The organism is Candidatus Nitrospira salsa (assembly GCF_965152625.1).
The window spans coordinates 160,200-174,505 of the sequence record NZ_CBCUCO010000001.1 but is presented as its reverse complement, the minus strand read 5'-3'; the positions used below and the strand labels follow the sequence as shown (position 1 = coordinate 174,505).

At 47.7% G+C, this 14,306-nt stretch carries 12 protein-coding genes; 10 read left to right on the top strand and 2 right to left on the bottom strand.

Annotated features, from left to right (window positions below):
- The first annotated feature begins 74 nt into the window (after positions 1-74).
- Together ACWQXP_RS00745 and ACWQXP_RS00740 are read left to right on the top strand one after the other, a co-directional pair.
- On the top strand, positions 75-302 hold the full coding sequence (locus ACWQXP_RS00745) for an AbrB/MazE/SpoVT family DNA-binding domain-containing protein (protein WP_454060919.1): 228 nt from the start codon (positions 75-77) through the stop codon (positions 300-302).
- Positions 299-688 carry a type II toxin-antitoxin system death-on-curing family toxin gene (locus tag ACWQXP_RS00740; protein WP_454060918.1) on the top strand — a complete coding sequence of 130 codons (390 nt, stop codon included), beginning with the start codon at positions 299-301 and terminating at the stop codon, positions 686-688. Before ACWQXP_RS00745 ends, ACWQXP_RS00740 begins: the two co-directional genes overlap by 4 nt.
- 563 nt (positions 689-1,251) lie before the next feature.
- On the opposite strand, the gene ACWQXP_RS00735 is transcribed toward ACWQXP_RS00740, so the two are convergent.
- On the bottom strand, positions 1,252-2,592 hold the full coding sequence (locus tag ACWQXP_RS00735) for a sodium-dependent transporter (protein WP_454060917.1): 1,341 nt from the start codon (positions 2,590-2,592) through the stop codon (positions 1,252-1,254).
- A gap of 233 nt (positions 2,593-2,825) precedes the next feature.
- On the opposite strand from ACWQXP_RS00735, the gene ACWQXP_RS00730 reads away from it, so the two are divergent.
- Together ACWQXP_RS00730 and ACWQXP_RS00725 are read left to right on the top strand one after the other, a co-directional pair.
- Complete coding sequence (locus ACWQXP_RS00730; RefSeq protein ID WP_454060916.1) at positions 2,826-4,316, top strand: FAD-dependent thymidylate synthase; 1,491 nt, start codon at positions 2,826-2,828, stop codon at positions 4,314-4,316.
- A gap of 38 nt (positions 4,317-4,354) precedes the next feature.
- The gene (locus tag ACWQXP_RS00725) at positions 4,355-5,383 is read left to right on the top strand and encodes a tetratricopeptide repeat protein (RefSeq protein ID WP_454060915.1); all 1,029 of its coding nucleotides are present in this window, start codon (positions 4,355-4,357) and stop codon (positions 5,381-5,383) included.
- A gap of 82 nt (positions 5,384-5,465) precedes the next feature.
- Here ACWQXP_RS00725 and ACWQXP_RS00720 read toward each other — a convergent pair whose 3' ends face one another.
- A complete protein-coding gene (locus ACWQXP_RS00720) occupies positions 5,466-5,738 on the bottom strand; it encodes a hypothetical protein (RefSeq protein ID WP_454060914.1) in 273 nt (90 codons plus the stop codon).
- Positions 5,739-6,047: 309 nt separating this feature from the next.
- On the opposite strand from ACWQXP_RS00720, the gene serC reads away from it, so the two are divergent.
- The 6 genes from serC (at position 6,048) to ACWQXP_RS00690 (ending at position 14,221) form a co-directional block, all read left to right on the top strand.
- Positions 6,048-7,130, top strand: coding sequence for a 3-phosphoserine/phosphohydroxythreonine transaminase (gene serC / locus ACWQXP_RS00715; RefSeq protein WP_454060913.1), 1,083 nt, complete (start codon positions 6,048-6,050; stop codon positions 7,128-7,130).
- Between the two features lie 48 nt (positions 7,131-7,178).
- Complete coding sequence (gene serA, locus ACWQXP_RS00710; RefSeq protein WP_454060912.1) at positions 7,179-8,774, top strand: phosphoglycerate dehydrogenase; 1,596 nt, start codon at positions 7,179-7,181, stop codon at positions 8,772-8,774.
- A 70-nt stretch (positions 8,775-8,844) separates the two neighbouring features.
- A complete protein-coding gene (gene hisZ / locus ACWQXP_RS00705) occupies positions 8,845-10,170 on the top strand; it encodes an ATP phosphoribosyltransferase regulatory subunit (RefSeq protein WP_454060911.1) in 1,326 nt (441 codons plus the stop codon).
- Positions 10,157-11,506 (top strand): replicative DNA helicase, encoded by a 1,350-nt coding sequence (gene dnaB, locus ACWQXP_RS00700; protein WP_454060910.1) that lies wholly within the window; start codon positions 10,157-10,159, stop codon positions 11,504-11,506. Before hisZ ends, dnaB begins: the two co-directional genes overlap by 14 nt.
- Positions 11,507-11,597: 91 nt before the next feature.
- Positions 11,598-13,424, top strand: coding sequence for a tetratricopeptide repeat protein (locus tag ACWQXP_RS00695; protein ID WP_454060909.1), 1,827 nt, complete (start codon positions 11,598-11,600; stop codon positions 13,422-13,424).
- 350 nt (positions 13,425-13,774) lie between these two features.
- Entirely contained in the window at positions 13,775-14,221 is a 447-nt protein-coding gene (locus tag ACWQXP_RS00690; RefSeq protein WP_454060908.1) for a type IV pilin protein, read from the top strand.
- The last annotated feature ends 85 nt before the right edge of the window (positions 14,222-14,306 follow it).

Here is a 14,306-nt window from a genome sequence, read left to right as displayed (position 1 = left end):
TAGGAGTGTGTCAATTTGTTTGTTGTGAATACCTTTTGAGTTATAATGTAAATTATAACATGGAGATGATGCGCATGATTGACTTAACTGTTCGGAAAATTGGGAATTCTTTGGGTGTCTTACTGCCTAAAGAAGTCCTAACACGCTTGAAACTTCACGAAGGAGAAAAGCTCTTTCTTGTTGATGCCCCAGATGGTAGCTACAGGATTAGCGCGTACGATCCAGATTTTGAAAAGGACATGAAGGTTGCGAAAAAAGGGATGGCAAAGTATCGCAATACCTTGCGCGCGCTTGCCAAATGAAGGAGCCACGGTGGGTCAGCAAAGAACTCGTGCTGGCAGTACACGACGAATTGCTAGCCGAACATGACGGGGCTACTGGTTTACGCGATGAGGGACTGTTGTATAGTGCTCTGGCAAGGCCGGAGAATCTCTTTTCGTATGAGAAGGTGGATCTCTTTAGTCTCGCTGCGGCTTATACACATGGGATATTGCGAAACCATCCTTTCGTCGACGGTAATAAACGTACAGCCTTCCTAACTGCCTATGTGTTTCTTGGTAAAAATAAAAAAGAATTAGTAGCCTCAGAAGTTGAAGCCATTCAGGTAATACTTGATTTCGTGAGCAAAAAGCTGAACGAAAAAGTGTTCGCTCTGTGGCTAAAAGAGTACTGCTTGTCGAAGAGGTAGTAAACACTAGTTCGACGAGATTCTGGCAAGGAATGTCTCAAGGGACGTTTCAGTAAAACCGAGTAATTACGAGTCTCAACTTCAAATGTAGCTAATTGTATTATCAATACATTATGGCAAGAACAACAGTTGATATCGATACACCGATTTTCAATGAACTGAAGAGAATTCAGAAGAGAGAACGATGTTCGTTCGGACAACTCGTTTCGCAGTTGCTGGCAGAGGCATTAGCCTCTCGTGGTAACACGAATAAAGTTTCGTCTCATCATTGGGTGTCTCAACCAATGTAATCTCGTGTAGATCTTGCGGATAAAGAGGCAGTCAATGTCGTTCTTGATGAAGACGCCCTCTAAAATTTTTCTCCGAAGTACTATCCCTCTCGAGACATCGGATTTGGTCGAGAGTACACTATTTAGCTGTGAGAGCCTCTTGCATTTGTTCCTTTACGCACTTCTCTGATGTTGTTCTTCCTTTGCTTTGTCTCTACCCCGTTTTACCCACAGAAAAGGGAAACTTTTTCCAGATCACGAGATACGAAATACGAGCAACGAGATACGTGTTTTTTAAAGAACCCCAATCGATGTGAGCAGGACGATGAAGACGGCAACCGGGGCGATGTAACGGACGAGCGTTTGCCAGATGAGATAGGCAGTGGGGTTTTGGATATTGAGTTCGGATTTGGTGAGTTCGACTTTCATGAGCCAGCCGGCGAAGAGGGCGATGAGAATACCTCCAAGCGGGAGCATGATGTTTGAGGTGAGGAAATCGAGGAGCTCAAAGAAGTTTAAGCCAAAGAATGTGACCTCTTTCCAAATATTAAAAGAAAATACGGTGCCTAATCCAAAAAGCCATGTGGCGAGCCCGGAACAGAGCGAGGCCGTGATGCGTGACATGCCGTAGGTTTCAATCATCCAAGTGACGAGTGGTTCGATCAGCGAGATGGAAGAGGTCCAAGCGGCGACCAACAGCAGAATAAAAAACAATGAGCCAAATGCAATTCCTCCGGTCATATTGCCGAATGCCACGGGAAGCGTTTGGAAAATCAAGCCAGGTCCTGATCCCGGTTCCATGCCGTTTGCGAACACAATTGGAAAGATGGCCATCCCGGCGAGTAAGGCAACGCCAGTGTCCGCCAGTGCAATGGCCACGGAGGTGCTGGCGATGGACGTGCCTTTGGGGACATAGGACCCATAGATCATAATTGTGCCCATGCCAAGGCTCAGACTAAAAAAGGCTTGGCCCATGGCTGTGAGCATACTGGCCCCGGATAATTTGCTGAAATCAGGCGTGAATAGAAACGCTAATCCCTTCCCAAAAAACCCCGTGGTCATACTGTAGCCAACCATAATAAGCAGGAGGACAAATAACGTGGGCATGAGATACTGCACGGCTTTTTCCAGTCCCCCTTGAACGCCGCCAGCGACGATGCCCATGGTGATGATCATAAACACCGTATGCCAAATAAATAGTGTCCAGGGACTACCCACGAATTCTGAGAAGGTCGAGGCGGCGACTTCTCCTGTTGCACCGCTAAACGTGCCGATTCCTGACTTAAAAATATAGGCTAAGGTCCAACCGCCAATCACGCTGTAATAGGACAAAATCAGCATGCCGGCGATGGTGCCGGACCATCCGATGATTTGCCACCACTGACCGGCTTTGGTTTCTGTGGCGAGCACCTGCATGGAGTTGATTGGCGTGGATCGACCGCGCCGGCCTAGGAGTATTTCTGACATCATCAACGGAATGCCGAGTGCCGCGACGCACACGAGATAGACTAAGACGAATGCACTCCCGCCATTTTCCCCCGTAAGGTATGGAAACTTCCAAATGTTACCGAGTCCCACGGCTGCGCCGGTCGCCGCTAAGATAAAGGTCCAGCGTGAGGACCACTGGCCGTGCATGCATTGTTCTGGAAGATGGGCTGCCATAGATGTGTGTGAGAAAAGAACTCGCGGAGTGTACCGAGTGCTATTCAGGGTTTCAAGGGTTTTTCCTTACAACCATCGTAGTTAGGCATCGTGGGTTTCATCCAACGTCTTCGTAAGAAACTTGCTTACTGTCATCGGCCTCATTATATTCAAATGCTTCGTTCCATTCCCAAGATTCACATGTTATTTATACCTTACGGTGTAATATGAGTTCTGACAAGAAAGCACAGCGAGTGATCGCGTTAGCGCCGATGCCGCCGGAAAAGTCAGCGTATGCGCTGGCACGGTACAGCCGGTCGCCTGATTCCATAGAGGAGAGTCTGGCATGGGTGCATTCCCATTCGTCAGAGAAATTCTGGGAACAATTTTATTTTGCTTACGGGCACGGTTCTATTGCGGACTTAGGACATGTTACGATTTGTTTTGAAAATATCTCGGAGCTTGCAGCCATTCGTCTTGAAGATGAGCCATTGTGGGATGGTCAGGCCAAGTCGAGCCGCTATCAAAACTTTGAGGCCAGCGGATGCTTTTTGCCTGCCTCCATCCAAGATCCAGAAACCGAAGGAACGTACAACGGTATTCTCAATAGTCTGTTTACCGTCTATCGAGAGTTGACCGGTCCCATCCAGCAATTTCTCTCAGAACGCGATCCCCGGCCTGAGACGATGTCTGAAGCGCAGTATCAACGGACGATTGCGGCGCGGGCGTTTGATGTAACCCGCTATTTACTCCCTTTAGCCGCGAAGACCAATGTGGGGCAGGTCGTTAGTATTCGGACATTGGAAAAACAGATTGCACGCTTGTTGTCGGCGCAATTACCTGAACTGAAATCGATAGGGGAAGACCTGAAAGAAGCATGCGCCAAGAAACCTTCTTCCATCTGGGCAGAACTAGAGCAACCCGATCCGGCTCCTGGAGAACCGCTCGCACCGACTCTTGCTCGCTATGCCGTTGCCAGTCCGTATCAATCAGAAGTCTATCGCGATCTCTCACGAGCAGGAAAACGGATTTTACAAAATGCCGGCTTAGATCGTCCTGAAGGTTGGGCTGGGCGTAGCCATCCGGTTGACCTGCTTGAACCCCACGAACCCTTGGATGAATTGGTGACGACCTTACTCTATCGTGTGGCTCATGCCCCGTATCGCTGTCTCTTGGAATTAGTCCAGCAGTGGTCGGAAGGACAAAAGCATGACTTGATTGCTGTGTCCCTGCAAACACGCGGACCGTATGATGAGTTAATTAAAGAATTTCGGTCAGGCTATGCGTTTATCTTTGACATCCTCATGGATATCGGGGGGTGGCGGGATATGCATCGACATCGTCGCTGCCAGCAGATTCAGCAGAATTTTACGACGATGCACGGGTATGATGTGCCGCCAGTGCTCAATGAGGCTGGGCTCGACAAGATGTATTGCCAGGCCATGGACGCCGTGCGACAAGACATTGAAAAACTTCGAAACACCAGTCAGGAGGGAGCGTTGTATGCGATCCCCTTTGGCTTCAAGGTGCGCTGTCTGTTCAAAATGGACTATGCCGAAGCTGAATACATGTCTCAATTACGCTCTGGGGTAAAGGGGCATTGGTCGTATCGAACCATTGCGTGGTTGATGAAAGAGAAGATAGTAGAACGGTACCCTTACCTTGGGAGCCTTATTCAGGCGACCCCGCCGGATATTGAAGACACACTGACACGGTAAAAGCATAGGGTCTGTAAGGTTAGGACCATGGAGAAATTATGACGTCGTTACATGAAGCCGCTATCGTTGACGCGATACTCAAGGGGGAATGGGAAAAAGTCCTGAGCGAAGCGACTGAATGGTCAGAACGTTCGGAGTCTAGTCCTCGAGCGTTTTTCGCCATTAATATCGCGAGTTTGATTCAAGGCAATTTTGCGAAGGCCTGGCACGTTCATGGCCAAGCGTTGGAGGAGCCAGAAGATATTGAGTCTGTAAAGGAATGGGTTGAGGCGCTACAGCGGACCTCCCCCGAGAATAGCAATGTTCAACTCGTCACAGGATTGTTCCTCGGACAATCGGCAAAGTCTGAGGAATCGGTGGCGTGTTATGAAAAAGCGATTGAGCTTGACCCCACTTCTCCCTACCCGCATTTTTTTCAGGCCCAGATTTTTCAACGTATGGAACGGAAAGATCTGGCCATTAAATCGTATCGTGAGGCGGTGAAGCGGGACTCAAGTTATATTGCCGCTCGTTTGAATTTGGGCGTGGCCTATCAAGACCAGGGGCAGTTGGAAATGGCCATTCCGCAATATCGGGAAATTTTGAAGTTGCATCCTGATGATGCTGTGGCCCATACAAATTTAGGATGTGCACTGGCCGAGCAAGGAAAAATCGAGCCAGCAATTATTGAGTACAAAAGAGCTTTGGAACTCGTTCCTGAAGATCCAGAGGTCCATTTTGCGCTTGGCGGAATTTATGAGACAAAGGGGCGCAAGGATTTGGCTCAACGTGCGTATGAAGAAGCGCTCCGACTTGCCCCAGATTTCTTTCCAGCGGCAACGGCTATCGGGTGGTATTCCCTAGAGAAAGGACGTGTTGATACCGCGTTGGATTACTTTAGTAAAGCGTTGCAAGTCAATCCGAACGATGCCAGTGCAACCTTTGGTGTGGGCCGGGTCTATGACGCAAAGGGGAAAGAGGAGATTGCCGGTGATCATTATTGCCGTGCTTTGGATTTAGAGAAAAACGCTGATCGCAAATCTCGTATCTTAAACTTTATTGATAGAATTGGAGGCGGCAGAGGATAGCACCCTATTGGGTAGCGTTATCAGGGTCATGCCCCAGGCAAGATCTTTAGACCATTGCTGATATTGACGGTTGTGGCATCAACTAGGCTGGTGTTGCTAACGATTGCTGCAGTGCGCTAATTTGTGCGCTGGTATTCCCACCCCTTGCCAGTTCAGATTGTATTTGTTCTTTCAGGTAGGACGAGTACCCCACCTTCTCAAGCAACACCGATAAAAACCGGTCTGCTGTCGCGGATGTGTGCTGGGTGAGTACTTCGACGATATCGTCGCTTACTGGCACATAGCAGTCTCCTATGTGCAAGATGAGTTTATAGTAATCCCCATCACCTTTTCGTTCAAAACGCAGTCCAGTCATCGATGTTCCTTCTCGCTAAAATTCGCCAAAAGTCATTGGAAGCAGGCGCATTTTAGGCTATTGCGTGCTCCAAGACAAGTTCTCTCTTATGTGCCTTGACTGGCCTGAAACCCTATGCTAGCGTAACCTCTTTTTCCAGGAACCCTCTCGTTAATAGGAAGTTTCTCTCCTATTACAATTTCTGTCCATCGTTGCTCGATTGTGTGTTTCTGATAGGGAGTTGAGACATAAATCGAGCTATGCTTATAGGTAAAATTTTTTTAAGATATTTTATTTGTCAATCTGTATTCTCTCATAGAGGAGTTATCAATGTCGCGAGTCTATAATTTTAGTGCCGGTCCAGCTATGTTGCCGGAGCCGGTTCTTAAGCAAGCGCAAGCGGAGCTGCCAGATTGGCATAATGCCGGTGCCTCTATTATGGAAATGAGTCATCGGGGTAAAGAATTTGTTTCGGTGGCTGCTGACGCCGAGCAAGATGTACGTGACCTGCTTGGGGTTCCAGCCAACTATAAAGTCCTTTTTTTACAAGGGGGAGCCAGCACTCAATTTGCCACCATACCCATGAACCTTTTACGGGGTAAGTCCAAGGCCGATTACATTTGGACTGGGGCATGGGGGAAAAAGGCCATTAGCGAAGCCAAAAAGTATTGTGACGTGAATGTGGCAGCTTCTTCACAGGGCGATAACTTTTCGAGTATTCCAGCTTTTGAATCCTGGAAATTAGATCCGAATTCGGCATATGTGCACTATACGCCAAATGAAACAATCGGAGGGGTAGAATTTCATTGGGTTCCGGAAGTAGGAGATGTCCCACTTGTGGCTGATTACTCCTCCACGATCTTATCCCGTCCTATTGATGTGAGTCGTTTCGGAATTATTTATGCGGGTGCTCAAAAAAATATTGGACCTTCCGGGGTGACCCTGGTTATTGTTCGTGATGATCTGTTGGGACAGGCCTTGCCCATCACTCCAAGTGTCTACGATTATGCCCAACAAGCTGAAGCTGATTCGATGCTCAACACTCCGCCAACCTATGCCGTGTATGTCGCCGGTTTGGTGTTTAAATGGTTGAAAGAGCAGGGTGGGCTGGAAGCGATCGGAAAGGTCAATGAACGCAAAGCCCAGAAACTGTATGGCGCCATTGATCAATCAAGTTTTTATAGTAATCCAGTTGAAAAATCCGCTCGTTCGTGGATGAATGTTCCCTTTGTATTGGCCAATGCAGATTTAGATAAAGAATTTCTCGCCGGAGCCACAGAAGCGGGGTTAACCACGCTGAAAGGACACCGTTCTGTTGGCGGGATGCGAGCCAGTATTTATAATGCCATGCCCGAAGCTGGGGTTGATGCGCTGATTGCGTACATGGCTGACTTTGAAAAACGCAAAGCATAAGGCGTTGTTCCTCGTCGCAAGGAAAATGGAGGTTCTCCAGAGAAATCTATGAATATATTAGTCAGTGATAAATTATCTGCTCGTGGTGTCGAAGTGTTGGAGCGTGCGGGGTTTTCTGTTGGTGTGAAAACGAAGCTATCTAAAGAAGATTTGCTGAAAGAAATCAAAGACTACGAAGGGCTTATCGTCCGGTCTGCGACCAAAGTCACCAAGGAAGTCATTGAGGCTGGTGGGAGGCTTCGGATTATCGGTCGAGCCGGAACGGGACTTGATAACGTCGATAGCGATGCGGCAACTCGACGCGGGATTGTCGTGATGAATACCCCTGGGGGGAACACCATCACAACTGCGGAACATACCATGGCGATGGTCGTATCGATGAGTCGCAAGATTCCTCAGGCGACGGCTTCTATGAAAGCAGGAAAATGGGAAAAAAGTAAGTTCATGGGCGTGGAATTGTATAACAAGACAATGGGGTTGGTCGGGCTCGGACAAATTGGATCTCATGTGACCAAACTCGCTCAAGGCCATTTCATGAATGTGATCGGGTATGATCCATATCTGGCAAAAGATCGAGCGCAACAGATGGGGATTGAAGTGGTTGAATTGGCCGACCTGTTTCAACGAGCTGACGTCATCTCTGTGCATACACCGTTGACAAATGAAACGCGCGGTCTCATCAATGCCACGACGATCAAGGAGATGAAAGATGGTGTGATGATCGTGAATTGTGCGAGAGGTGGCATCATCAATGAACAGGACTTATATGAAGCGTTGAAGACCGAGAAGGTGTTTGCCGCAGCCTTTGATGTGTTTGAAGAAGAGCCGATCAAGGTGGATCATCCGCTGCTAACCCTCGACAATTTTATTTGTACTCCCCACATTGGTGCTTCGACTGAAGAAGCTCAAGAAAACGTGGCGATTGGGATTGCCGAACAGTTTGTGGATTATTTTAAGCGTGGTCTCGCTCGCGGAGCGGTCAATGTGCCGTCTGTTTCTCCAGAGGCTCTTCCTCAACTCCAGCCATATTTAACATTGGCTGAGCGCATGGGACATTTCCAAGCTCAATTGGTTGAAGGTGGAGTCAAAGCTGTGACAGTGGAATATTTTGGTGAAGTCGCCGGGTTGTCGGTGGCTCCGTTAACTATTGCCGTTCTGAAGGGGTTGTTGTCTCCGATTCTCGAAGATGTCATAAACTTCGTGAATGCGCCAGTTGTCGCGAAGGAACGCGGGATTGAGGTGAAAGAAGTCAAGAGTAGTGATGCCGGAGATTTCACCAGCCTTATTCGTCTCAAAGTCGACACCGGACAAAAGAGCTATCATCTTGCTGGTACACTCTTTCATAAACAAGAACCTCGCATTGTTGAAATTAATCAATTCCAGGTCGAGGTGATCTGTGATGGACAAATGATTCTGATCGATAACGTTGATCGTCCTGGAGTGATTGGGACGGTTGGACGAATACTTGGGGAACATTCGGTGAATATTGCTCAGATGCAGTGTGCCCGTGCCGAACAGCAAGGTGGACAGGCTCTGCTGATCCTCGGGTTAGATGCACCTCCTCCTAAAGAGGTTTTAGACGCAGTGAAGCAAGAGGATGGAGTCCTCTCTGCGAGACTCGTCGATCTCTCCAAAGGTCATTAGTGAGCTAGAAGCATTCCATTTCTGTGGCTCAAACGATAACCACGAGTCGATTTTTCTCTTTACCTAGCCTATGAAACCGGCGCGCTCCCTCATCCCAATCGGAACGGCTACGTTTGGGCCGGATACCGCTCGTCATGTCAGAACGTTAGAAAGTCAACTCATCACTCGCCTCTCTCGATGGGGGTATCGAGAGATTATCCTCCCAACCTTTGAATATCTTGACGTGCTGTCTGTCGGTCTTGCTCCAGAAGTTTTGGAGAAGTGTTATAAATTTGCTGATTGGACGACTGGACGAATCCTAGTTCTTCGTCCGGACATCACCGCTCAAATCGCACGGATTGTCGCGATGGGCATGGGTGGGGCAGGCTTGCCGTTGCGGCTTTCGTATCGCACTACAGTGTTTCGTTATGAACCGGAACATGCTGGGCGAGAGCGGGAGATCTTCCAAGTTGGTGTTGAGTTGATCGGGATGGATGATGCGAATGCCGATGCTGAAGTGTTGATGTCACTGATTGAGTTACTGAAGGCCGTGGGTCTTCCAGACTTTAAAGTTTCGCTTGGCCATGTCGGATTTTATCATGCGCTGTTAACGAGATCTGGTTTATCAGAGGCAGGACAACGAAAAGCTGAATCGGCGGCTGCCCATAAGGATCTTCCTGCATTGGAAGCGATTTTGAGTCAGGAACGTTTGCCTCGAAAGAAAACGAAGGTCATCATAGAAGCGGCAGGTCGTTGCGGGCAGGACGATGTGTTGGAATGGGGACGAGCGGTTGCTGGAAAAGATGTCGCGTTAACACGTCCCCTTGATCGTTTAGTAAAGGTCTATCATTTGCTTGACTTGGCAGGACTGAAGGATCATTTGTTGTTGGATCTTGGGGAATCGCGAGGATTTGATTATTATGACGGAGTGGTCTTTGATGTGTTTACGTCGTCCATGGGGACCGAGTTAGGCGGCGGCGGTCGGTATAATCATTTACTGGGTCGATTTGGACGGGACTTGCCATCGACAGGGTTTGCTCTTGATATGGATCGTGTGTTTGCAAGTTTAGACCCTTCCGTGCTCCACGCTGGGGCGCAGAGCGTGCCCATTCTGCTATTGGCACCTCTGAAGCAATTTGGCGTTGCGTGTAAACTGGCTCAGCGATTACGGAGTGAGGGATTGCCGGTCATTCAAGAAGCCGTGGTTGTGGGAAAATCGTCTCTCATGGATCACGCCCGTGATCGAACGAAAAAAATGGGGGCCGTCACGGCCATTGTCTTCGGTGCTCCTCGAGTTCCCGCTCAATCAGTCATCTTGATGAAATGTACTCCTCAACAGAAGGAGCCTCGTCTGTCAACAGTGGAATGTCATGAATTACCTCATATCTTAAATGGACCGCCTCATGTCAGTGTCTGAAATGACGGATCTCCGGTTGCCTCCACAAAATTTGGAGGCTGAACAATCTGTGCTTGGCGCAATTTTGCTTGATAATGCGGCGTTGAATCGTGCCATTGAGATTGTGTCTGAGGAAGATTTTTATCGTTCTGCCCATCGCACCCTTTATCAAGGGATGATGGCGCTCTCGGAACAAAATGAGCCGGTTGATCAAATTACGCTGACCGAATATCTGAAGAGCATTGGAGAGTTAGACAATATCGGGGGGGCATCGTATATCGCGGAACTGGTTCATATAGTAGCCAGTGCGGCGAACATCCGATATCATAGCAAGATCGTTCACGATAAATCGATGTTACGTGGACTGATTCGCACAGCAACCGATGTGGCGACCCGGGGGTATGAGGGCACAACGTCCACTGACGAGTTATTAGACTTTGCGGAACGAGAAGTCTTTCGATTAGCGCAGGGAAAATTAGGACGTTCGTTCTTGCCGGTTAGTGACATTATTAAGGAAAGTGTTGAAATTGTCGATCGCCTCTATAGCCGCAAAGAGCGTATCACGGGTATTCCCACAGGGTATGCCAAACTTGATGATCTTACGGCAGGATTACAGCCTTCAGATCTTATTATTATTGCTGGCCGCCCGAGCATGGGGAAGACAAGTCTGGCTCTTGGTATTGCTGAAAATGCGTCAATTAAAGGCAATGCCGTGGTGGGAATTTTTAGCTTGGAGATGTCAAAAGCCCAGCTTGTACTTCGAATGTTGAGTTCTCAAGCGTTGTTAGATTCTCATGCGCTTCGAACTGGTCAGTTATCCAGTCATGACTGGAAAGCGTTGACGAATGCGGCTTCTCGTTTAGAAGAGGCGCAAATTTATATCGATGATTCCGGCAACCTTTCCGTTCAGCAAATGCGAGGAAAGGCCAGACGCCTCAAAGCCGAACATGGCCTTCACTTGTTAATTATCGATTACTTGCAGCTCATGGAAGGTCGGCGCGATTCAGAGTCACGGCAACAGGAAATCTCTGATATTTCTCGTGCACTGAAGGGACTGGCGAAAGAGCTTGATATTCCTATTATTGCGTTATCGCAGTTAAGCCGAGCCGTCGAAAATCGGACTGATAAGCGACCAGTTTTGGCTGACCTTCGTGAATCTGGGGCGATTGAGCAAGATGCCGATGTGGTCATGTTTATTTATCGAGATGAGGTCTATGACCCAGACACGGACGAAAAGGGTGTGGCGCAAATACTTGTTCGTAAACACCGAAACGGCCCTATTGGTGAGCCTCGTCTTCACTTTCATGAACAATATGCGGCGTTTCGAGACCTTGAAGAACATCAGCAAAGTCACTAGGACGCCGGCGCTAAAAGTTTTTAACGTTGTGAGATCCACTCTATGTGCCGATCATGATAGAATATCGACGGATATGCTGTTTGTGATGTAGATGGATATTTTGGATCGTCAATACTGGGAAAATCATTCTTCGTGCTGGGCACGGCTCTCGCTTGTGCTCCTCGCCACTCCTCTGTTCATTCTTTCTTGTGGAACGGCTCCTCAAGGAGTTCCCAAGCTTTCTCCTCCCCCTAAAGAGGTGTCGGCACGCGTCAATCCTCAAGCGTATTATCACTTTCTTCGCGGCTATATGGCTGAATTGGCCAACAATCCGGTGGTGGCCATCGAAGAATACCGAAAAGGATTGCGAGTTGATGCTGATTCGGTATTCTTGAAAATACGTATTGCTACCCTGCACTTTTCAAATAGTGAGATGTCTTCGGCTGTTGAGATGGTCGACTCTATCCCATTGTCAGCAGTTGAAGAAAACGCGCATCTGATGCAGTTAGCGCGAGTGTACGCGGGAACAGGTCATTCGAAGAAAGCACTGTTGATTTTTGATCGTGTTATCGCTGAAACGCCAACGGAAGATCATGGCTACGTTTCCAAGGGGATGCTTCTCTTGGGTCTCAAGCGGACTGCAGAGGCAAAAGCGGTCTTTCAATCAGCTGTGACTCAGGTGCCAAACTCTCCGGCTGCCCATTACTATCTTGGTCTTTCAATGAGTGAATTAGGTGAAGCCGAAGGGGCGGAGACGTATTTTGAAAAGGCGATTCAGTTACGTGTAGATTTTCGTCGAGCGTATCAGAGTTTAGCAAGTTTGTATGAGGACCAAAACCAGCAGGAAAAAGCGGAGTCGGTGTATGAACGGTATCTTCAGGAGGTCAATCCTCACGACAAAGAGTTTCGCTTACAACTTGTGAGGCTGTATCTCGGCGCTCAATCATATGAATCCGCTTTACAACAATTAGCTCTCATTTCAGATGATCATCCAGATGATTTGAACATCAAGGTTCGGACTGCGCTGATTTATGGAGAAATGGGTAACTATCAACAGGCGATTGATGAACTGACCATAATTTTGGATGCGAGACCCAATGAGTTGCGTGTCCGAGACTATTTGGGCCTGATGTATGAAGAAATGAATGATTATCGACAGGCGATGAAAACCTATCAAGCTAATTTAAAGATTAATCCACGATATTATGATAGTTTATTGCATATTGGGTTTTTGTCTTACCGCCAAAAACAATATGTTGATGCGATCTTACATTTAGATCAAGCCAAACATATCCAACCGAAACGATCAGAGCCCTACCTGTTGCTGGGGCTGACATATCTTCAGCAAGAACAGTATGAGTCCGCAGTCAGTGAGTTTGAAGAAGGAATCCAGCAGGATCCGACCAATGCCGATCTCCACTTTAATCTGGGTACGGCCTATGACAAATTGGATCGGTTTGATGGGGTTGTTCAGGCCATGGAACGCGCATTGAAATTGGAACCTGAACATACCGATGCCCTCAATTATTTGGGCTATAGCTACGCGGATCGTGGGGTGCAGGTCGAGCAGGCGCTCAAGCTCACCAGACGTGCCGTCGAATTAAAGCCCCAAAATGGATATTATATCGATAGTCTCGGTTGGGCCTTGTTTAAAATTGGGCGAAGTGATGAAGCTCTGGCGACGATCAACCGTGCGTTATCGTTAATAACCGATGATCCGGTCATTTTTGAACATCTTGGGGAAATTTATTTACAACGGGATGAGCTAGGTAAAGCCCAAAAGGCCTGGACTCGATCGATCGAACTTGATTCGTCTAACGAGCAGTTGATCAAGAGGTTTCGTGATCAAGGGTTTGGTGAGCCGATTCTGCAAGACGCACGTCAATCAGAACTTCCCAAAGTGAGTCATAGCACTTCCGAACATTCTCTCACTCCTTAAGTTTGTCCATGTGAACATTTCGCGTGGCCAGAGTGCCAACGTTCCTCTGTTTTGACCAGACTCCTCTGCCCCCCCATTTTGGGCTATTGTGAGTAAACTGGGTTGTCTCGTAAAAATCGACTATCGGATCACGAAGGGCATGCTTAGGCTGATGTGTCTGTTTACCGAGAAGAATATGGAAGAATCCCATGGACCATGCATGAGATGAGTGATGCCCAAGACTCGATACGATAAAGGAATAGACAAAAGATAGGGCTTTTTGCACAATAGAAGCAGTGGTCATGTGGCAGTGACTAAACTTCTAGATTGCAAAGAGCAAGAGAGACGATTTATCAGCAGGAGAAATTCATATGAGAAAGCACCTACGCAATAAACGAGGTTTTAGTTTAACTGAGCTTATGATAGTTGTGGCCATTATTGGTATACTTGCGACGATTGCGATTCCAAAGTTCATGACGTATCAAGCCAAAGCCAAACAGACGGAGGCCAAGAATAATTTAGTCGCCATTCATACAGGTGAAATTGCGTACTTTGCAGAAAATAATGGCTATATTGATGATTTTAATGCGATAGGATTTGCGGTAAGTGGTTCATCTCAACGATATTATTATGAAATTGGGAAATCCAGCTTAGGGACGCTTCCGCCTGGCTGTACAGCATCCACCTTAGATCAAGCGACGGCTAACAGTTTTGTAGCTGTCGCCATTGGGAATATTGATGGTGATACCACCTGTGATGTTTGGGCCATTGATCAAGATAAAGTGTTAACAAATGTGACCAATGATGTGTCCTCGTAGCGCATGTGCTCTGACTAATTCTGCGACAAATAATAACTGAGAGAGCGGTTGATTCCCTCGCTTGAATTTTTGATCAAGGTAATAA